The 20,910-nt window shown below is 68.8% G+C and carries 18 protein-coding genes; 8 read left to right on the top strand and 10 right to left on the bottom strand.

The genetic code is table 11. The features are described 5' to 3' along the window. Positions 1-2 precede the first annotated feature (2 nt). The gene (locus ACFW2E_RS16350) at positions 3-1,445 is read right to left on the bottom strand and encodes a CCA tRNA nucleotidyltransferase (RefSeq protein WP_384466881.1); all 1,443 of its coding nucleotides are present in this window, start codon (positions 1,443-1,445) and stop codon (positions 3-5) included. A 257-nt stretch (positions 1,446-1,702) separates the two neighbouring features. On the opposite strand from ACFW2E_RS16350, the gene ACFW2E_RS16345 reads away from it, so the two are divergent. The 7 genes from ACFW2E_RS16345 to trxA all read left to right on the top strand — a co-directional run bounded on the left by ACFW2E_RS16345 (position 1,703) and on the right by trxA (position 11,485). After that, positions 1,703-4,066, top strand: a complete 2,364-nt coding sequence (locus ACFW2E_RS16345; RefSeq protein ID WP_384466879.1) for a DUF6049 family protein — start codon at positions 1,703-1,705, stop codon at positions 4,064-4,066. A gap of 46 nt (positions 4,067-4,112) precedes the next feature. Beyond that, positions 4,113-6,461 (top strand): murein biosynthesis integral membrane protein MurJ, encoded by a 2,349-nt coding sequence (gene murJ, locus ACFW2E_RS16340; RefSeq protein ID WP_384466877.1) that lies wholly within the window; start codon positions 4,113-4,115, stop codon positions 6,459-6,461. A 118-nt stretch (positions 6,462-6,579) separates the two neighbouring features. Then, positions 6,580-8,301, top strand: coding sequence for a protein kinase family protein (locus tag ACFW2E_RS16335; RefSeq protein WP_384466875.1), 1,722 nt, complete (start codon positions 6,580-6,582; stop codon positions 8,299-8,301). A 26-nt stretch (positions 8,302-8,327) separates the two neighbouring features. After that, the gene (gene sigM / locus ACFW2E_RS16330; RefSeq protein WP_384466873.1) at positions 8,328-9,053 is read left to right on the top strand and encodes an RNA polymerase sigma factor SigM; all 726 of its coding nucleotides are present in this window, start codon (positions 8,328-8,330) and stop codon (positions 9,051-9,053) included. Then, positions 9,050-9,970 carry an anti-sigma factor family protein gene (locus tag ACFW2E_RS16325; RefSeq protein ID WP_384466871.1) on the top strand — a complete coding sequence of 307 codons (921 nt, stop codon included), beginning with the start codon at positions 9,050-9,052 and terminating at the stop codon, positions 9,968-9,970. The genes sigM and ACFW2E_RS16325 overlap by 4 nt, the downstream gene beginning before the upstream one ends. Before the next feature lie 169 nt (positions 9,971-10,139). Beyond that, positions 10,140-11,108 carry a thioredoxin-disulfide reductase gene (gene trxB / locus ACFW2E_RS16320; RefSeq protein ID WP_384466869.1) on the top strand — a complete coding sequence of 323 codons (969 nt, stop codon included), beginning with the start codon at positions 10,140-10,142 and terminating at the stop codon, positions 11,106-11,108. Between the two features lie 44 nt (positions 11,109-11,152). After that, positions 11,153-11,485, top strand: a complete 333-nt coding sequence (trxA, locus tag ACFW2E_RS16315; RefSeq protein ID WP_384466867.1) for a thioredoxin — start codon at positions 11,153-11,155, stop codon at positions 11,483-11,485. 92 nt (positions 11,486-11,577) lie between these two features. Here trxA and ACFW2E_RS16310 read toward each other — a convergent pair whose 3' ends face one another. From ACFW2E_RS16310 to rpmH, 9 genes are all read right to left on the bottom strand, one after another. Further along, positions 11,578-12,195 carry a GNAT family N-acetyltransferase gene (locus ACFW2E_RS16310; protein WP_384466865.1) on the bottom strand — a complete coding sequence of 206 codons (618 nt, stop codon included), beginning with the start codon at positions 12,193-12,195 and terminating at the stop codon, positions 11,578-11,580. 353 nt (positions 12,196-12,548) lie between these two features. Further along, a complete protein-coding gene (locus ACFW2E_RS16305; RefSeq protein ID WP_384466863.1) occupies positions 12,549-13,649 on the bottom strand; it encodes a ParB/RepB/Spo0J family partition protein in 1,101 nt (366 codons plus the stop codon). Continuing rightward, a complete protein-coding gene (locus tag ACFW2E_RS16300; RefSeq protein ID WP_384466883.1) occupies positions 13,646-14,719 on the bottom strand; it encodes an AAA family ATPase in 1,074 nt (357 codons plus the stop codon). Before ACFW2E_RS16300 ends, ACFW2E_RS16305 begins: the two co-directional genes overlap by 4 nt. 265 nt (positions 14,720-14,984) lie before the next feature. Next, on the bottom strand, positions 14,985-15,701 hold the full coding sequence (gene rsmG / locus ACFW2E_RS16295; protein WP_384466861.1) for a 16S rRNA (guanine(527)-N(7))-methyltransferase RsmG: 717 nt from the start codon (positions 15,699-15,701) through the stop codon (positions 14,985-14,987). A 115-nt stretch (positions 15,702-15,816) separates the two neighbouring features. Next, a complete protein-coding gene (locus ACFW2E_RS16290; RefSeq protein WP_384466859.1) occupies positions 15,817-16,329 on the bottom strand; it encodes a protein jag in 513 nt (170 codons plus the stop codon). Between the two features lie 15 nt (positions 16,330-16,344). Beyond that, on the bottom strand, positions 16,345-17,619 hold the full coding sequence (gene yidC, locus ACFW2E_RS16285; protein ID WP_384466857.1) for a membrane protein insertase YidC: 1,275 nt from the start codon (positions 17,617-17,619) through the stop codon (positions 16,345-16,347). 3 nt (positions 17,620-17,622) lie between these two features. Continuing rightward, positions 17,623-17,976, bottom strand: coding sequence for a membrane protein insertion efficiency factor YidD (gene yidD / locus ACFW2E_RS16280; protein WP_384466855.1), 354 nt, complete (start codon positions 17,974-17,976; stop codon positions 17,623-17,625). Continuing rightward, positions 17,973-18,344: a ribonuclease P protein component gene (gene rnpA / locus ACFW2E_RS16275; RefSeq protein ID WP_384466853.1), complete on the bottom strand. Its 372-nt coding sequence runs from the start codon at positions 18,342-18,344 to the stop codon at positions 17,973-17,975. The genes yidD and rnpA overlap by 4 nt, the downstream gene beginning before the upstream one ends. Before the next feature lie 21 nt (positions 18,345-18,365). Further along, positions 18,366-18,503, bottom strand: a complete 138-nt coding sequence (gene rpmH / locus ACFW2E_RS16270) for a 50S ribosomal protein L34 (protein ID WP_003956500.1) — start codon at positions 18,501-18,503, stop codon at positions 18,366-18,368. A gap of 373 nt (positions 18,504-18,876) precedes the next feature. Between rpmH and dnaA the strand changes: the two genes are divergently transcribed. Next, positions 18,877-20,808, top strand: coding sequence for a chromosomal replication initiator protein DnaA (dnaA, locus tag ACFW2E_RS16265; protein ID WP_384466850.1), 1,932 nt, complete (start codon positions 18,877-18,879; stop codon positions 20,806-20,808). Positions 20,809-20,910 lie beyond the last annotated feature (102 nt).

The following is a 20,910-nucleotide window of genomic DNA, read 5'->3' as shown; positions in this document are numbered from 1 at the left end:
GCTCAGCTCTGTTCGGCCCACCACTCCTTGAGCGCATCCACCGCGGCGTCGTGCTCCATCGGCCCGTTCTCCAGGCGCAGCTCCAGCATGTGCTTGTAGGCGCGACCGATGACCGGGCCAGGACCGACACCCAGGAGCTCCATGATCTGGTTGCCGTCGAGGTCCGGGCGGATCGCGTCGAGCTGCTCCTGTTCCTGGAGCTGGGCGATGCGCTCCTCCAGGCCGTCGTAGGCCCGGGAGAGGGCGGTGGCCCTGCGCTTGTTCCGGGTGGTGCAGTCGGAGCGGGTCAGCTTGTGGAGGCGGTCGAGGAGGGGCCCCGCGTCACGGACATAACGACGGACCGCGGAGTCCGTCCATTCGCCGGTGCCGTAACCGTGGAAACGCAGGTGGAGTTCGACCAGACGCGAGACGTCCTTCACCAGCTCGTTGGAGTACTTCAGGGCCGTCATGCGCTTCTTGGTCATCTTCGCGCCGACCACCTCGTGGTGATGGAACGAGACCCTGCCGTCCTTCTCGAAGCGCCGCGTACGCGGCTTGCCGATGTCGTGCAGCAGCGCCGCAAGGCGCAGCGTCAGGTCGGGGCCAGACTCTTCCAGGGCGATCGCCTGCTCCAGGACGATCAGCGTGTGCTCGTACACGTCCTTGTGTCGGTGGTGCTCGTCGCTCTCGAGACGGAGCGCAGGCAGTTCGGGCAGGACGTGGGCGGCCAGTCCGGTGTCGACCAGGAGCGTGAGCCCCTTGCGCGGGTTCGCGGACAGGATCAGCTTGTTCAGTTCGTCCCGGATCCGTTCCGCCGAGACGATCTCCAGGCGCCCGGACATGTCCTTCATCGCCGCGACGACCTCGGGGGCCACCTCGAAGTCGAGCTGGGCGGCGAAGCGTGCGGCCCGCATCATCCGCAGCGGGTCGTCCGAGAACGATTCCTCGGGAGTGCCCGGGGTGTGCAGCACCCGCGCCTCAAGGTCCACCAGCCCGCCGTGCGGGTCGATGAACGACTTCTCGGGGAGTGCCACGGCCATCGCGTTGACCGTGAAGTCACGCCGGACGAGGTCCTGCTCGATGGAGTCGCCGTACGAGACCTCGGGCTTGCGCGACGTGCGGTCGTACGCCTCCGACCGGTAGGTGGTCACCTCGATCTGGTAGCCGTCCTTCTGCGCCCCCACGGTGCCGAAGGCGATCCCGACCTCCCACACGGCGTCCGCCCACGGCCGGACGATCTTCAGTACGTCCTCGGGGCGGGCGTCGGTGGTGAAGTCCAGGTCGTTCCCCAGCCGGCCGAGCAGCGCGTCCCGGACCGAGCCACCGACCAGGGCGAGCGAGAACCCGGCCTCCTGGAAACGGCGGGCGAGATCGTCGGCGACGGGGGCCACCCGCAGCAGCTCGCTCACCGCGCGCTGCTGCACCTGGCTCAGGGCAGGAGGAGTGTCTTCGTTGGCGTTCGGCACAACAAAAGAGGGTACGTGGCGCGGACGGCCCGGAGCTCCCCCATTAAGTGCGCAAGAACACATCCCCCATACCGCCACAGGCTCTGCCTCGGCCGACGTAGTCCCACCTAAGACTTAATACTGGAAATACGGGACAGATCCCCCTGGCCTCCCGATCTTGCGGAGCAGACCGCGGCACTTCCCCTCAGCGCACATCGTTACCATGCCTGGACGCACATTCCGACGACCACTGACGACGACGAGGGACGGGCGAGCGCGTGGCCGAGGCGGCAGACTTCCTGGGGATGAGTCCCTCACCTGCCCGCCGGTGGCTGCGGCGCACCGGCGCACTGCTCGCCGGGGCGCCCTTGCTGGCCGGTCTGCTCCAGTTGCCCGCGGCGGCACCCGCGCAGGCGGCCTCCTCGGACGCGGTATCCGTCTCCCTGGACTCTCTCAGCCCCAGCGCTCCCACGGACGGGGACACGCTGACCGTCTCGGGCACGGTGACCAACAACGCCAAGCAGACGGTCACCGACGCCCACGTGGGGCTGCACGTGGGGCCCTCGCTGAGCACCCGCTCGGCCATCGACAGCGCCGCCCGGCACTCCGACGACCTTCAGCCGTCCATGGGCTCCGAGGTCGGCGACAAGTACGTCGAGAAGTTCGCCAAGCTCGCCCCGGGCGTCGCCCAGCACTTCAGCGTCTCCGTGCCGGTCGACAAGCTCGACCTCGGCCAGGACGGCGTCTACGAGCTCGGCGTGTCCCTCTCCGGCCAGACCTCGGCCCAGCCGTGGGAGCAGGTGCTGGGCATCCAGCGGACGTTCCTGCCGTGGCAGCCGGACGAGGCCGGCACCAGGACGAAGACGACGTATCTCTGGCCGCTGATCTCTACCGTTCACATGACCGCGAAGACGGGTGCCGGTGAGCAGCAGACGCCGGTCTTCCTCAACGACGACCTCGCCAAGGACCTCTCGCCGGGCGGGCGCCTGGCCCAGATGCTGGCCCTGGGCAAGGACCTCGACGTCACCTGGGTGATCGACCCGGACCTGCTGGCCTCCGTGGACGCGATGACGCGCAGCTACCGCCTGCAGGGCGACAACGGCACCACCACGGCCGGCACCCACCAGGCGGTCGCCAAGCAGTGGCTTGCCGACCTGCAGAAGGCCGTGGCGGACAAGGAGGTCGTCGCGCTGCCCTTCGCGGACCCGGACCTGGCCTCCCTCGCCCACAACGGCACCAGCGTCACCGGCTCGCTCAGCCACATCAAGGACGCCACGGACGTGGCCGGCACCACCGTGAAGACCGTGCTCCACGTCACACCGAGCACGGACTTCGCCTGGCCCGTCGACGGTGCCGTGGACCCGTCGATCATCAAGGTCGCCACCTCCGCGGGGGCGGACAAGGTGATCACCCGCAGTGACAGCCTCCAGGAGACCGGCGGCCTTACCTACACGCCCTCCGCGCCCCGCCCCATCGGCGGTGGCACGACGGCGGTGGTCGCGGACACCCGGTTGTCCACGGCCTTCGAGGGCGACCTGACGAAGGCGGACTCGGCCACGCTCGCCGTCCAGGAGTTCCTGGCCCAGAGCCTGGCGCTGAACATCCAGACGGACAAGCAGCGCAGCATCGTCGTCGCCCCGCAGCGCATGCCCTCGTCGAGCCAGGCCCAGGCCATGGCTCAGGCGATCACGGCCCTGCAGCAGGGGAACTGGGACCAGTCCCAGGAGCTCACCTCGGCGGCCAGGGCCAAGCCCGACCCGGACGCGACCACGAGGATCCCGTCGACGTCCGCATACCCCTCCTCGCTGCGCAAGCAGGAACTGCCCCGGTCCGCCTTCGAGCAGATCGCGCGGACGCAGGACAAGCTCGACAACTTCCAGGTGATCCTGACCGACGAGTCCCGGGTGGCGACCCCCTTTGGGCGGGCCATAAACCGTGGGATGTCCACGTCGTGGCGTGGCCGCGCCGGCGAGGCCGACGACTTCCGCCAGGGTGTGGAAGCCTGGCTCGACGAGCTCAGCCACCAGGTGAAGCTGATCGACAAGTCCGAGACGAAGCTCTCCGGCCGCAGCGCCACCATCCCGGTGACCGTGCAGAACAACCTGGTGCAGGGCGTCGACCACCTGGTCCTGCGGCTGACCTCAACGATGCCCACCCGTCTCAAGATCGGCGGCAAGGCCTACTCGGAGCAGCGCGTCGCGGTGAACGGCGGCCACAGCCAGTCCGTGAAGTTCACCACGTCGGCCAACGCCAACGGCCGCGTGACGGTGGTCGCCCGGCTGTACACAGAGGACGGCCGGCAGTACGGCGCCCCGGTCAGCTTCGACGTGAAGGTCACCGAGGTCACCCCCACGGTGATGCTGGTCATCGGCGGCGGTGTCCTGCTGCTCGTCCTCGCCGGATTCCGGATGTACACGCAGCGCAAGCGCGCGGCCGCCAAGGAGGCCGAGGACGACGGACCCGACGAGACCGACGAGGACTCCGACGGCCCGGAGAACCCGGAAGGCCCCGCGGACCGTCTTCAGGAGGAGTCCGGCGCCAGCTCCCGGGCAGACGACCCGGAGCAGCCGAGTGACCCGACACCGGACACCGCACCGGAAAGCGCCGACCCGTCCGGGACGGGTGAGAGAGTGGACCGTTGAGCGATGTCGTGGCCGGTGGGCCCGGGGACGATGAGGTGGGGTAACCATGAACGCGCCGTACGAGGGTGACCGTGGCCAGGCCGCGGCCGGCTCGGGCTACCCCGAGCCGCCGCCCGAGCCCGGCCAGGTGCCGCCGCAGCACGCGGCCGACATGTACCTCCAGGACGCCTACGACCAGGACCCCTACCGGGCGCAGGACCTCTCCGCCCAGGACCCGGTCGCCGAGGCGCTCTACGACCGTGCCTCGCACCCGCCGCCCCCGCCCGGCACCTACGAGCCGCAGCAGCCGCTGTACGGCCCGCCGGCCCAGTCGCCCTACGCCCCCGACCCGCACGTGTGGGCCCAGACCCCGGCACCGGAGCCGGAGAGTCCCACGCAGTACCTGCCGTACGGCGACGACCCCCGTACGACCCAGTTCGTGGGCGTGGACGACCTGGTCACGCATTCCGGCGAGGAGCACCACGAGCCGGACGCCTTCGCTCACCTCCTGCGGGACCAGCAGCAGGGCGGCGGGCGTCCGCCCATGGACTTTCCGGCCGTGCCGGGCCCGGCCGCGCAAGGCGTCGGCCACGGCCCCGTGGGGCAGTACCCGGTGAACCCGCAGCCCGTGGGCCCGCACTCTGTGGGCCCGCACCCCGCCCAGCCGCATGCCTCGGTCCCCTACGGCGCGGCGCCCCACCAGGCCGGTGCCCCTGCCCCCGCGCCCGCTCGGGCAGCGGCCGGCGACGCCGCGGCCGCTCCTGCCGCCCCCGCCGCGAAGAAGGGCGGACGTGCCTCGGGCCTGCTGAAGTCCAGCGCCGTGATGGCGGCGGGCACGATGGTCTCCCGCCTCACCGGCTTCATCCGCTCCGCCCTGATCGTTTCCGCGCTGGGCACGGCACTGCTCGGCGACACCTTCCAGGTGGCGTACCAGCTGCCGACGATGATCTACATCCTCACCGTCGGCGGCGGCCTCAACTCGGTCTTCGTGCCCCAGCTCGTCCGTGCCATGAAGGAGGACGACGACGGGGGCGAGGCCTTCGCCAACCGGCTGCTCACTCTGGTCATGGTGGCCCTGGGCGCGCTGACCGCCCTGACCATGCTCGGGGCGCCGCTGCTGGTGCGGTTCCTGTCCAACCCGGTCGCCAACCACCACGACGCCTACAACGTGGCCATCACCTTCACCCGGTACTTCCTGCCCTCCATCTTCTTCATGGGCATCCACGTGGTGATGGGTCAGATCCTCAACGCCCGCGGCAAGTTCGGCGCGATGATGTGGACCCCGGTCCTGAACAACATCGTCATCATCGTGACGCTGGGCATGTTCCTGTGGGTCTACGGCACTGCCGCGGACTCCCACATGAGCGTCACGAACATCCCGCCGGAGGGCCAGCGGCTGCTCGGCGTCGGTGTGTTGCTCGGACTCGTCGTCCAGGCACTCGCGATGATCCCGTACCTGCGCGAGACCGGGTTCAGGCTGCGGCTGCGCTTCGACTGGAAGGGCCACGGCCTCGGCAAGGCGGCGATGCTCGCCAAGTGGACGATCCTGTTCGTCCTCGCCAACCAGGCCGGCGCCGTCGTGGTCACCCAGCTCGCCACCGCCGCGGTGACGGACACGAATCTCCCCGGCACCGGCTTCAGCGCCTACGCCAACGCCCAGCTGATCTGGGGCCTGCCGCAGGCCATCATCACGGTCTCCCTGATGGCGGCCCTGCTTCCGCGTATCTCGCGCTCGGCCGCCGAGGACGACGCGGGCGCCGTGCGCGACGACATCTCGCAGGGACTGCGGACGACCGCCGTGGCGATCGTGCCCATCGCGTTCGGCTTCCTGTCCCTCGGCATCCCGATGTGCACGCTGATCTTCGGTTCCTCGGGCACCTCGGCCGCCACGAACATGGGCTACATGCTGATGGCCTTCGGCCTCGGTCTGATCCCGTACTCCGTGCAGTACGTCGTCCTGCGCGCCTTCTACGCTTACGAGGACACCCGGACGCCCTTCTACAACACCGTGATCGTGGCCGCCGTCAACGCGGGCGTCTCCGGCCTCTGCTACATGCTGCTTCCGGCCCGCTGGGCCGTGGTCGGCATGGCCGCCGCGTACGGTATCGCCTACGCGATCGGCGTCGGCGTCGCCTGGCGCCGTCTGCGCAAGAAGCTCGGCGGCGACCTGGACGGCGCCCGCGTCACCCGCACCTACGCGCGCCTGTGCATCGCCTCGGTGCCGGCGGCCCTGCTGAGCGGCGCGGCCTGCTACGGCATCGGAAACACCCTGGGTCAGGGCGTCGTCGGCTCCTTCGCCGCGCTGCTGGCCGGTGGTGCGGTCCTGCTCGGCGTCTTCTTCGTCGCGGCCCGCCGCATGCGCATCGAAGAGCTCAACTCGCTCGTGGGTATGGTGCGCGGGCGACTGGGGCGCTGAAGAGGGGGTACGCGCACAACCATCGTCCGCCGCCGTGTGTCGTGCATAGCGGCGGACTGTGGGCACAATTGGTTTCGGCGTCGGACAGCGTGCAACGGATGGGGAGGCAGGGACGACGGTGGCGGAACGGAGTACGGCTGCCGTCGACGTGGCAGACAACAGCGGTGACGAGCCGCTGACCGCCAAGGCGGACCAGTCCACGGCCGACGGGGTGGCCCAGAACCCGGAGCGGGACACGGACATTAACGAGGCACAGGGGAGCGGCGGGACCAGTGGTCCCGGGAAGGCCTCACCTCCCGAACTGCACAGCGGTCACAAACTCGCCAGGCGCTACCGCCTGGAGGAGTGCGTCACCCGTCTGGACGGATTCAGCAGTTGGCGAGCGGTCGACGAGAAACTCCGTCGCGCCGTCGGCGTCCACATCCTCCCCGCGGACCATGTACGAGCCCGTTCGGTGCTGGCCGCGGCCCGCTCGTCCGCGCTGCTCGGCGATCCCCGCTTCGTCCAAGTCCTCGATGCCGTGGACGAGAACGACCTCGTCTACGTCGTGCACGAGTGGCTGCCCGACGCCACGGAGCTGAGCACCCTGCTCTCCTCCGGGCCGTTGGAGCCGCACGACGCCTACCAGATGGTCAGCCAGGTGGCCTCCGCCATGGCCGCCGCCCACCGTGAGGGTCTCGCGCATCTGCGCCTCAACCCGAACGCCGTGCTGCGCGCCTCGACCGGTCAGTGGCGCATCCGGGGGCTCGCCGTGAACGCCGCGCTGCGCGGCATCAGCTCCGACACCCCGCAGCGCACGGACACCGAGGCGATCGGTGCCCTGCTCTACGCGGCGCTGACCCAGCGTTGGCCCTACGAGAGCGACGCGTACGGTCTGTCCGGGCTGCCCAAGGACGTCGGCCTCATCGCGCCCGACCAGGTGCGTGCCGGTGTCCACCGGGGCCTGTCCGAGCTCGCGATGCGCGCGCTCGCCAACGACGGTGCCACCGCCTCCCGGCACGAGTCCCCGTGCACCACGCCGGAGGAGCTGGTGAAGGCGATCGGCGAGATGCCCCGCATCCGCCCGCCGGAGCCCGCGTTCACGGCTCCGCCCGAGTACCAGCGCACGACGTACCAGCAGGGCACCTACGGCCGCCCCGCACCGCACCCCGGCGTCACCCAGCCGATCGCGCCGCCCCCGCCTCCGCTGCAGAGCCGTACCGGCAAGGCGTTGAAGTGGGCGGTCTCCGCCCTCCTCATCGCCGCCCTGGGCCTGGGCAGCTGGCAGCTCGCGGACGCCCTCATGGACCAGGACGGCAAGTCCGACGACACCCCGCACACCCAGACGACGGGCGACGGTGACAAGGGCAAGACCCCCACCAAGCCCGCCGGCCCGATAAGGATCCAGAACAGCCAGGAGTTCGTCGCCGACGGCGGCCCCCAGCACCCCAACGACGTCACCAAGACCTACGACGGCAGCACCTCGACCTACTGGAGGACCAAGACCTTCACCGCCGGTCCCGAGATCGCGCCGTACAAGCCGGGCGTCGGCATCGTCTACGACCTCGGCTCCGTGAAGGAACTCCGCACGGCCGGCATCGGGCTTCGCTACGCTGGCGATCACACAACGGTCGAGCTGTACGCGGCCGACTCCCTGACGCCGTCGTCACTGGAGTCGATGCACCGGATCGGCAAGATCACGACGACGGGCAACACCGCTACGGTGAAAGTCAACAAGTCGGTGAAGACGCAGTATGTCCTCGTCTGGCTGACCGCCGTGCCGAACTCGGGGCCGGACCCCGAGGCGTACGCCGGTACCGGCTACAAGCAGGCCATCACGGAAGTGAAGTTCACGGGCTGACGTCTCACCGGAGGCGGAGGGGGCAGATGGCGGAAGGCGCCGGATACGACGGAGTGAGCGACCAGGACCTGCTCGCCCGCCATGTGGAAGGCGACCCCGATGCCTTCGGTGAGATCGTTCGGCGGCACCGGGACCGGCTCTGGGCCGTGGCGGTGCGCACGCTGGGGGACCGCGAGGAGGCCGCTGACGCGGTCCAGGACGCCTTGGTGTCCGCCTACCGGGCCGCGCATACCTTCCGGGGCCAGTCGGCCGTCACAACGTGGCTGCACCGAATCACGGTGAACGCCTGCCTCGACCGTGCCCGCAAGGCGGCCTCCCGCAAGACCGCTCCGGTCGACGACACCGAGCGCCTGGAGCAGCTGCTGGAGCCGCACGAGTCCGCCTCTGCCCCGGCCGAGCGGAACGACCTGCACCGTCAGCTCCTCGAAGCCCTCGGCACGCTTCCCCACGACCAGCGGGCGGCCCTCGTCCTGGTGGACATGCAGGGCTACCCCGTCGCGGAGGCGGCCAACATCCTCGACGTCCCGACCGGAACCGTGAAAAGCCGATGCGCTCGGGGCAGAGCCAAGCTGCTGCCCCTGCTCGCCCACCTCCGGCCGGAAAACGCCGGTGCCGGGCCAGAACCGGTCTCTGAACGGAACCAGGTGCCGGGGACATCCGTCCCACCCGCAGCAGGGCCTCAGGACGGAGGTCCACACACAACAGGGCCGAGCGATTCAACTGCTCTGAAGGGCGGAGGTGGGCGAGCGTGACTTCCACGACGGACGCGACCGGGCACCCGGACGTCGCCGAGATCTCCGACCTCACCGAAGGCCTGCTCCCGCCCTCCCGGACCGCGGACGTAAGACGGCATCTGGACGAGTGTGAGCTCTGCTCGGACGTCCACGCCTCACTGAAGGAGATCCGCGGCCTGCTGGGCACGATGCCGGGCCCGGTGCACATGCCCGCCGACGTCGCCGGTCGTATCGATGCCGCCCTTGCGGCCGAAGCCCTGCTGAATGCCACCACGTCCGAGTCCGTGGACACGCCGGTCCTGGTCTCCGCGTCCCCGGAGTTGTCCCAGCAGGACACCGAGACGCATGTTTCACGTGAAACATCGACCCCGGTGCATCGGCCCGGCGGCCGCTCGCACGCGGCGACCGGCCCGGGGCGCAAGGATCGACTGCGGGGCCGGCGCCGCCGGAAGGTGGTCCTGGGGGCCGTCTTCACCGCGGCCGTGCTGGGAGCCGGGTCGCTGTTCCTGCAGTCGCTCGGGAACGACAAGTCCGCCACCACGGCTCAGGGCACCTTCTCCGGCAGCAGCATCAAGAATCAGGTGACCGACCTGCTCGCCACGAAAAGGGGCATGCCGAAGGGGTCCGGCACCAAGAAGCCGCGACTGGGCATCGAGTCCCAGACGGACACGCCTGGAGCAACCGCGAGCGCGAACACGCTCATCCAGACCGGGGCCCCGGTGCCGGACTGCATCCGGCAGGGGATCAACAGTGAGGGCGACGTCCTGGGCGTCAAGACAGGGACGTATGGCGGGAAGAACGCCTATCTGGTCGTCATGCCCGTCGTCGGCGACAACACGAGGGTGACGGCGTACGTCGTCGATGCCGCCTGCGTGGGCCGGCAGAACAGTGGCCCGGGCAAGGTCCTCCTGAAGCAGTCTTTCGCGCGTCTCTGAGCAAGCGTTCATCGTCTCGGCCCAGTGCGGTGATTCCCTACCGTGTGGCATCCCGTGTGCCCGGACACAGCGGGAATGCGGGACCCGTAGGATCCGTTGGGTGGGGTGAGAGCTCCGAGAGGGGCTCCCACCGGTCGAATGACGCAGACCAGAGACGAGGAAACCAGCCGTGAGCGACGTCCGTAACGTGATCATCATCGGCTCCGGGCCCGCCGGGTACACGGCGGCGCTCTACACCGCGCGCGCGTCGCTGAAGCCCCTGGTGTTCGAGGGCGCTGTCACCGCGGGCGGTGCGCTGATGAACACCACCGAGGTGGAGAACTTCCCCGGCTTCCGCGACGGGATCATGGGCCCCGACCTCATGGACAACATGCGCGCCCAAGCCGAGCGTTTCGGCGCCGAGCTGGTCCCGGACGATGTCGTCTCCGTCGACCTGACCGGTGAGATCAAGACCGTCACGGACACCGCGGGCACGGTGCACAAGGCGAAGGCCGTCATCGTCACCACCGGCTCGCAGCACCGCAAGCTCGGCCTGCCCAACGAGGACGCTCTCTCCGGCCGAGGTGTCTCCTGGTGCGCCACCTGTGACGGGTTCTTCTTCAAGGACCAGGACATCGCCGTGATCGGTGGCGGTGACACCGCGATGGAGGAGGCCACCTTCCTCTCCCGGTTCGCCAAGTCCGTGACGATCGTCCACCGCCGGGACACGCTGCGCGCCTCCAAGGCGATGCAGGACCGCGCCTTCGCCGACCCGAAGATCAAGTTCGTCTGGGACAGCGAGATCGCCGAGGTTCAGGGCGAGCAGAAGCTCTCCGGCCTGAAGCTGCGCAACGTCAAGACCGGTGAGCTCTCCGACCTGCCGGTGACGGGCCTGTTCATCGCGATCGGCCACGACCCGCGCACGGAGCTGTTCAAGGGCCAGCTCGACCTGGACGAGGAGGGCTATCTGAAGGTCGCCGCGCCCTCCACCCGTACCAACCTCACCGGCGTCTTCGGCGCCGGTGACGTGGTCGACCACACCTACCGGCAGGCGATCACCGCGGCCGGCACCGGCTGCTCCGCCGCTCTCGACGCCGAGCGTTTCCTCTCCGCCCTCGCGGACGAGGAGAAGGCCGAGCCCGAGAAGACCTCTGTCTGATCCCCTTTCCCGCCCCACCGCACGATCAAGTTAAGGAGCCCTCCGTGGCCGGCACCCTGAAGAACGTGACCGACGCCTCCTTCGAGCAGGACGTCCTCAAGAGCGACAAGCCCGTCCTGGTGGACTTCTGGGCCGCCTGGTGCGGTCCGTGCCGTCAGATCGCGCCGTCCCTCGAGGCGATCGCCGCCGAGTACGGCGACAAGATCGAGGTTGTCAAGCTCAACATCGACGAGAACCCGGACACGGCCGCCAAGTACAGCGTCATGTCCATCCCGACCCTGAACGTCTACCAGAACGGCGAGGTCGCCAAGACGATCGTCGGTGCCAAGCCGAAGGCCGCGATCGTCCGCGACCTTGAGGACTTCATCGCCGAGTAATCGGTGAGGCCGTCGAGGCGACGGCGCATGTTTCACGTGAAACACGAATGGGCCAACCCGCAAGGGCTGGCCCATTCGGTGTTCCGGGGCTCTCAGAGCGGCCGCAGCGCCGGTTCCTTCTGCACGGCTCCCAGCAGCCGGTCGATGGCCAGCTCCACGTCTTCCTTCCAGGAGAGCGTCGACCTCAGTTCCAGCCGCATCCGCGGATGCGTCGGATGCTGCCGAACCGTCTTGAAGCCCACGGCCAGGAGATGGTCGGCGGGCAGGAGACAGGCAGGCTCCTTCCAGCGGGCGTCACCGAACGCCTCTATGGCCCTGAAGCCGCGCCGGAGCAGATCCTTGGCGACCGTCTGGACCATCACACGGCCGAGCCCCTGCCCCTGGTAGCCGGGGAGGATGAAGCCGGTCATCAGTTGCACGGCGTCCGGTGAGACCGGGCTCGTGGGGAATGCCGTCGACCGGGGAACATAGGCCGGAGGCGCATAGAGCACGAAGCCCACCGGGACGTCGTCGACATAGACCACCCGGCCGCAGGATCCCCAGTCCAGCAGGACGGCAGAGATCCAGGATTCCTTCTCCAGTGCGGGAGTGCCCGCTCTTACCGCGGCCTCGCCGCTGACGGGGTCCAGCTCCCAGAAGACACACGAGCGACAGCGCTTGGGAAGGTCCTGAAGGTTGTCCAGCGTGAGCGGTACGAGCCGGCGCCCCATGAAGGCTGTTCCTCGCTTCCTTCGCCCGCGGCATCGCGAGCGGCTGTCAGAGCGCTGCGTTCCCTGAGCAGACTGCCGACGAAACCGCCGACCGCGCCCAGGCTCAGGCCTGCGCTCACCAGACCGGTACGGCTCATCGTTCGCATGGCCCCCGCCTCCCACTCAGAGGTCTCGCCAGGTGGATCAGAGGTACTGCCAGGTGGATGCGCCAAACCCGATCGCATCGTATCCACGATGTGATTCCACCGGTACCGCCTGCAAGCAAAGAGCGAACCGTGTTCCGGTACACATCGGACACGATCCGCTCAGCTGCCTGAAAGGCTGGGTCCCGACCGAGCGGGACCCGCCGTGGCTCAGTCCTCCGAGTCCTCGGACTGGCCGTCATGGAGACCCTTCGGCAGGACCGGTCCCTCGCCCGGAGCGAGCGTGCCGAGGATCCTCTCAAGGTCCTCCATGGAGGCGAACTCCACGGTGATCTTGCCCTTCTTCTGACCCAGGTCGACCTTCACCCGCGTCTCGAAGCGATCCGACAGACGGGTCGCGAGTTCATTCAGTGCCGGGGAGACCCGAGCACCGGCACGCGGTCCCTTGGAGCGCTGTGCCGTCTGAGGACGCGAGCCCATCAGGGTCACGATCTCCTCCACGGCTCGCACCGAGAGTCCCTCGGCCACGATCCGGTGGGCCAGCCGGTCCTGCTCCTCCGAGTCTTCAACGGAGAGCAGTGCGCGGGCGTGCCCGGCGGAGAGGACGCCTGCGGCGACCCGTCGCTGGACGGCAGGTGACAGCTTCAGCAGACGCAGCGTGTTGGAGACCTGGGGACGGGAGCGTCCGATGCGGTCCGCCAGCTGGTCGTGCGTGCAGTTGAAGTCCTTCAGCAGCTGGTCGTAGGCGGCGGCCTCTTCCAGCGGGTTCAGCTGGGCACGGTGCAGGTTCTCCAGGAGCGCGTCCAGGAGGAGCTTCTCGTCGTCCGTGGCTCGCACGATCGCCGGGATCGCTTCGAGGCCGGCCTCACGGCAGGCCCGCCAGCGCCGCTCACCCATGATGAGTTCATAGCGGGCGGGACCGAGCTGCCGTACGACGACGGGCTGGAGGAGACCGACCTCCTTGATGGAGGTGATCAGTTCCTGCAGCGCATCCTCGTCGAAGACCTCACGGGGCTGGCGCGGGTTCGGAGTGATGGAGTCGAGCGGGACCTCGGCGAAGTGGGCGCCCACGGGAGGAGCGGGCGTCTCCGCGAAGTCGTTGACCGACGGTTCCTCGGTTTCATGTGAAACAGCCGGCAGAGTGGCCACCTTCGCCGCGGCCACGCCACGGTCGGTCGCCAGCACCGGAGCCGCTGTGGGGGACGGAGAAGCCGCACCACCCACCGCGGCCGAGGCCGGGCTCTTCTCTGTCGGGGCAGCGGGGATCAGTGCGCCGAGACCACGACCCAGACCCCTCCGTCGCTCGCTCACTGCATCCCCTCCACCATGTTCGGGTTGTTCTGGGCGCCGATATGGGCCTGCGTCGGGTCATAGCTGATGCCGACTCCCTTCAGCGCGATCTCACGGGCCGCCTCAAGATAAGAGAGGGCACCACTCGATCCTGGATCGTAGGTCAGGACCGTCTGCCCGTAGCTCGGCGCCTCGGAGATACGGACCGACCGGGGAATGCTAGTCCGCAGCACCTCGTCACCAAAGTGGCTGCGCACCTCGTCCGCGACCTGCGAGGCGAGACGCGTCCGGCCGTCGTACATGGTGAGCAGGATGGTCGACACATGAAGGGCGGGGTTGAGGTGTCCCCGCACCAGATCGACATTGCGCAGCAGCTGGCCGAGGCCCTCCAGCGCGTAGTACTCGCACTGGATCGGGATCAGGACCTCCTGTCCCGCGACCAGCGCGTTGACCGTCAGCAGGCCGAGCGAGGGCGGGCAGTCGATGAGGATGTAGTCCAGCGGCTGTTCGTACGCCTGGATCGCCCGCTGCAGCCTGCTCTCACGCGCCACCAGGGACACCAGCTCGATCTCCGCGCCGGCGAGATCGATCGTTGCGGGGGCACAGAAGAGACCCTCGACATCCGGGACCGGCTGGACGACCTCTGCCAGAGGCCTGCTCTCGACCAGCACGTCGTAGATGGACGGCACATCGGCGTGATGGTCGATCCCCAGAGCAGTGGACGCATTGCCCTGCGGGTCGAGGTCGATCACGAGGACACGGCCACCGTGCAGGGCCAGCGACGCGGCAAGGTTGACGGTCGTCGTCGTCTTGCCCACACCGCCCTTCTGGTTGGCCACCACCATCACCCTGGTCTGCTCGGGCCGTGGCAGGCCTTCACCGGCGCGGCCCATAGCCTCCACCGCCAGTTGGGCAGCACGACCGATGGGAGTGTCGTCCATCGGGGGCGGTGTTTCACGTGAAACATCGACCCCCATCGACTCGGTACGGGGACCGGGGACCGGATCGGTCATCGGTCCCGCGATGTTGGCGTCGGACCGCAAGGATTCACTCTCCTCGACTTCAGGCTCGCAATGAACAGAGCCTCCCATGCCTTCGGGGTCGCGAACCAGTGAGGCCTGTTCTTCTGTGGAGAAATCCACCTCTGTGGACAACTCTGCTGCCTCTCTGAGTGAACCAAGAGGCTTACGGTCGCGAGGTTCGGCCGCAGCGCGGCCGCGACTGATAATGCCGTGCAACAGTGAGCGACGTTTCACGTGAAACACGATGCACAGCGGCCGCGGCCGGACGTTCGCGACACTCCGACCCCCACAGCTTTGGCAGCTTGTGTGGAGTACGTCTCGTCCTCAGGACGGGTCAGCGCCGCCGGCGTACACGTCCCGCACGGGCAGCCTTCGCCCGCTTGGCCGCGAACCGCACTCCGCCGGGACTTTCCCCGACCTCGACACGCACGACCGTGGACAGCGGGTCGACGACGCCTTCACCCACTTGCAGGACGGATGTGCCCACCGCACCGAGCTTGCTCAGCGCGGTGGCCGCACTCTTGAGCTCCTCCTCGGCCGTGTCACCCTTGAGCGCGAGCATCTCCCCGTACGGCCGCAGCAGCGGAATGCCCCAGGCGGCCAGTCGGTCCAGCGGAGCCACCGCCCTCGCGGTCACCACATGCACCGGCGGTAGCTTGCCCATGACCTCCTCGGCCCGGCCACGGACGACCGTGACATGGTCAAGACCCAGAAGCTCGACGACCTCGGTCAGGAAGGTCGTGCGCCGCAGCAACGGCTCCAGCAGGGTGATCTTCAGGTCGTCCCGGACGAGCGCCAGGGGAATGCCCGGCAGGCCCGCGCCCGAGCCGACGTCGCACACCGTCACCCCCTCGGGGACGACTTCGGAGAGCACCGCACAGTTCAGAATGTGGCGCTCCCATAGACGGGGCACTTCCCGTGGACCGATCAGACCACGCTGCACGCCCGCCTCGGCGAGCAGTTCCGCGTAGCGGACCGCATCGGCGAAGCGATCACCAAACACTTCCCGCGCCTGTTCGGGCGCAGGGGGGAGCTCCGCTGACTCCGTCACGGGGACCGTCCTTCCCTACAGCGCCGACGCACCGAGCGTCGACCACCAGAACTACCAGGCTGACAAAGTTCGGCCCCGTCTGCGCAACAGACGGGGCCGGTGGAACGTAGACCGATCAGGCGGGCAGCACGACGACGAAACGCTGCGGCTCCTCGCCCTCCGACTCGCTGCGCAGCCCCGCGGCCTTGACCGCATCGTGCACGACCTTGCGCTCGAACGGGGTCATCGGCTTGAGCTTCACGGGCTCGCCGCTGCTCTTGACCTCGGCGGCGGCCTTGGCACCCAGCTCGGTGAGCTCGGCACGCTTCTTGGCGCGGTAGCCCGCGACGTCCAGCATCAGCCGGCTGCGGTCCCCGGTCTCCCGGTGCACAGCCAGCCGGGTCAGTTCCTGAAGCGCCTCCAGCACCTCGCCGTCACGGCCGACCAGCTTCTGCAGGTCGCGGCTGCCCGTGTCGCTGATGATCGACACGGAGGCGCGGTCGGCCTCGACGTCCATGTCGATGTCGCCGTCGAGGTCGGCGATGTCCAGCAGACCCTCGAGGTAGTCCGCCGCGATCTCGCCCTCCTGCTCCAGGCGGGTCAGGGTGTCTGCGCCCTCGGCAGCGGCGGAGGTGGTGCCTTCCGTCACGGGATGGACTCCTTCTTACTTCTTGGACGGGGACTTGGGCCGCTGCGGACCCTTGCGCTGACCGGACTGTGCCTTGCTGCGAGAGCCGGTGCCGGGCTGAGCGGTCTTCTTGGCGTCGGACTTGGCCCCGTTGGCGGCGGGCTTGGCGTCCTCCGGCTCGGACTTCTCCAGCGACGTGGACGGCGTCGGGTCTTCGGCCTGCTTCGGGCCACCGGACTGACGCTGCGACTTGGTCTGGCGCTTGGGCTGCTGACGCCGGGTGGCGGCCGCACCGTCCTCGGTCTGGGCGGCGGCCTGGGCCTCGCCCTTCACGACGGAGCCGTCGGCCTGGGCCACGAGGCCCGCCTTGCTCAGCGCGTTGATGAAACCGCGCTCGGCCTCGTTGCGGTCACGGCCCTTGGTGACGATCGCCTTGACGATCGTCTTCTCGCTGCGCTTGCGGGTCTTGCCGTGGTGCGTGACGTGCTTCGTCAGGCGCTCCAGGTACGCGGCCTGGGCCTTGGATCCCGGGGTCGGGTTGTTGTGGATGACGTACATCTGCTGGCCCATGGTCCACACGTTGGTGGTCAGCCAGTAGATGAGGACACCAACGGGGAAGCGGATACCGAAGAAGGCGAACATGATCGGGAAGACGTACATCAGCATCTTCTGCTGCTGCATGAACGGCGTCTTCACCGTCGTGTCGACGTTCTTGGTCATCAGCTGGCGCTGTGTGTAGAACTGCGACCCCGACATCAGCACGATCATGATCGCGGTGACGACCCGGACGTCCGTGAGGGAGGCGCCGAGCTTGGCGACGGTGTCGGCGCTGTCGAGGAACTTCGCGGCCAGCGGGGCACCGAAGATGTGCGCCTTCTGCGCGCTCTCCAGAAGGCTCTGGTTGATGACACCGATGGTCTGGCCCGACGCGATGCCGTTGAGCACGTGGTACAGGGCAAAGAAGAACGGGGACTGCGCCAGGATGGGAAGGCACGAGGAAAGCGGGTTGGTGCCCGCCTCCTTGTACAGCTTCATCATCTCTTCGGACTGACGCTGCTTGTCGTTCTTGTAGCGCTCCTGGATCTTCTTCATCTCGGGCTGCAGCGTCTGCATGGCCCGGGTCGCCTTGATCTGCTTCACGAAGAGCGGGATCAGGCAGATGCGGATCAGAATCACCAGGGACACGATGGACAGGCCCCAGGCCCACCCGGTGTCAGGGCCGAAGATGGCGCCGTACACAGTGTGGAACTGGACGATGACCCAGGAAACGGGTGTCGTGATGAAGCTGAAGAAGCTGGCAATCGTGTCCACTAATCATGCTCCTTGGGCATGGGACGAGGTCTCTGCGGCCGGGCTCGAAGGAACCTTCCCCTCGATGGCCGGTTCGGCGGCGGAGGTCCCGCCCCTGCGTGCGCGCCAGGCGCCGCGCAGCATTTCGTGCCACCGCGGTCGTTTGCGCGGCGGAACATGGTCCACACCGCCCAGCGACCACGGATTGCACCGGAGGATGCGCCAGGCTGTGAGCGCCGTTCCCTTGATCGCACCGTGCCGGTCGATGGCCGTGTAGCCGTAGTGGGAGCACGACGGGTAGTACTTGCACACCGGCCCGAGCAGCGGACTGATCGTCCACTGGTACAGCTTGATCAGGGCCAGCAGTGGGTACTTCATCGCGTGCCCCCTCCCAGCAGCCGTTGAAGAGCGGCATCAAGGTCTCGGGCCAGCTGTGCATGGTCTGCGTCACCCGCTCCGGGCAGCGCGCGTACGACTACCAGGCTACCGGGGGGAAACAGGGCGACCCGGTCACGCATCAGATGGCGCAGTCTGCGCTTCACTGTGTTGCGCACGACCGCGCCACCCACTGCCTTGCTCACGACGAAACCCGCACGCGTCGGGGGAGCGCTCTCCCCAGGCGCGTGCGGGTCCGTGGCACCGCTACGAAGGTGGACGACGAGGAGCGGGCGTCCAGCCCGACGGCCTCGTCGTACCGCGGTCGCGAAGTCCTCGCGCCGCCTCAGCCGGTTGTCGGTGGGCAGCACGACGTCATGACCTGATCGGGATCAGGCGGACAGGCGGGCGCGACCCTTGCTACGGCGGGACGCGAGAATCGCGCGGCCGGCACGGGTGCGCATACGCAGCCGGAAGCCGTGGGTCTTCGCGCGACGACGGTTGTTCGGCTGGAAGGTGCGCTTGCTCACTCGGGGCTCCAGAAAATATCGGGTGGTTGCGGGGTGCCGTCCTGGCTGTCACCGTGCGCCCACGAGTAGCTCGCGTTACGCCCGAGTGCACCGCTTACCGATCACCTTCAGTGACCTGTGCCCATCGGAGGCAGGCGGCAGCAGCCATCGACAACTCGACCTGGTTACGGTACGCGGGGCTACGCCATCCGGTCAAACCAGGGGCCACTGGGAGACACTATCCACAGGCTGGGGACAACAACTTGAACCGTACCGGCCGCGCTGACTACCGTGGCTGAACTTCGATTCGTTCCTTTATCCCCCGCCGACCCGATTTACATCCCGACCCGTCCGCGAACCACACGTTCGTGGGACCTGTGAGAGAGCGTGCCCTGTGGCTGACGTACCTGCCGATCTTGCCGCAGTGTGGCCACGAGTACTCGAGCAACTCCTCGGTGAGGGCCGCGGGCAGGGTGTCGAGGCGAAGGACGAACACTGGATCCGGCGCTGCCAGCCCCTCGCGCTGGTCGCGGACACCGCCCTGCTCGCCGTGCCGAACGAATTCGCGAAGGGCGTACTCGAGGGCCGTCTCGCCCCGATCGTCAGCGACACCCTGAGCCGCGAGTGCGGCCGTCCGATCCGCATCGCGATCACCGTCGACGACTCTGCGGGCGAGCCGCCGGTCCCGCCGGCGCCCTCGCCTCAGCCGCAGTCCCGCTACGAGGAGCCCGAGCTGCCCTCCGGGCAGTACGAGGGGTACGGCCGCCACCGTGCCGACCAGAGGCCGGGCGGCGACCAGCCGTCCCGAGGGGACCAGCTGCCCACCGCCCGGCCGGCGTATCCGTCCGAGTACCAGCGTCCCGAGCCCGGCGCCTGGCCGCGGCCCGCGCAGGACGAGTACAGCTGGCAGCAGCCGCGGCTCGGCTTCCCGGAGCGGGACCCCTACGCGTCCCCGTCGCAGGAGTCCTACGGACCGCCGTCACGCGACGCGTACGGGCCGCCGTCCCAGGACTCGTACGGCTCGGGACAGGACTCGTACGGCTCCCCGTCCCAGGACTACCGGCCGCAGCCGGTGGAGCGGCCCTCCTACGACCAGCAGCGCTCCGAGTACGACCCGTCGCGCGGCGACTACGACCAGCGCGAGCGCGACTCCGCCCGCCGCGACCGCCCCGAGCCGCCGTCCGGCCCCGGGCAGCCCCACCGCGGCGGCCCGGGCGGCTCCGGCCGCCCGGCCACCGGCGCGTCCGGCCCGCAGGCCGCACAGCCCGCTCCGGCCGGCGGCCCCGGTGAGCCGACCGCGCGGCTCAACCCGAAGTACCTCTTCGACACCTTCGTCATCGGCGCCTCGAACCGGTTCGCGCACGCGGCCGCGGTCGCGGTCGCCGAGGCACCGGCGAAGGCGTACAACCCCCTCTTCATCTACGGGGAGTCGGGACTCGGCAAGACGCACCTGCTGCACGCCATCGGGCACTACGCGCGCAGCCTCTACCCGGGCACGCGCGTGCGTTACGTGAGCTCCGAGGAGTTCACCAACGAGTTCATCAACTCCATCCGCGACGGCAAGGGCGACAGCTTCCGCAAGCGCTACCGCGAGATGGACATCCTGCTCGTCGACGACATCCAGTTCCTGGCGGACAAGGAGTCGACGCAGGAGGAGTTCTTCCACACCTTCAACACGCTCCACAACGCGAACAAGCAGATCGTGCTGTCCTCCGACCGGCCGCCGAAGCAGCTGGTCACGCTGGAGGACCGGCTGCGGAACCGTTTCGAGTGGGGTCTGATCACCGACGTCCAGCCGCCCGAGCTGGAGACGCGCATCGCGATCCTCCGGAAGAAGGCGGTCCAGGAGCAGCTGAACGCCCCGCCGGAGGTCCTGGAGTTCATCGCCTCGCGGATCTCGCGCAACATCCGCGAGCTGGAGGGCGCGCTGATCCGGGTGACGGCGTTCGCGTCGCTCAACCGGCAGCCGGTGGACCTGGGCCTGACGGAGATCGTCCTCAAGGACCTGATCCCGGGCGGCGAGGACTCGGCGCCGGAGATCACGGCGACGGCCATCATGGCGGCGACCGCCGACTACTTCGGCCTCACCGTCGAGGACCTGTGCGGCACCTCGCGCGGCCGCGCCCTGGTGACGGCCCGCCAGATCGCCATGTACCTGTGCCGCGAGCTCACCGACCTCTCGCTGCCGAAGATCGGCGCGCAGTTCGGCGGCCGCGACCACACGACCGTCATGCACGCGGACCGCAAGATCCGGGCGCTGATGGCCGAGCGGCGCTCCATCTACAACCAGGTCACCGAGCTGACCAACCGCATCAAGAACGGCTGACGGCCGCAGCCTACGAGGCTCAGGGCGCCCCCGGGAGAACACCCGGGGGCGCCGAACGTCTTGTCCGCCGCCGCAGGCCGCCACGGTACCGCGGGCACACCG

The sequence above is a fragment of the Streptomyces sp. NPDC058964 genome, assembly GCF_042741275.1.
Taxonomy (GTDB): domain Bacteria; phylum Actinomycetota; class Actinomycetes; order Streptomycetales; family Streptomycetaceae; genus Streptomyces.
This window is presented reverse-complemented; position numbering and strand designations above follow the sequence as displayed.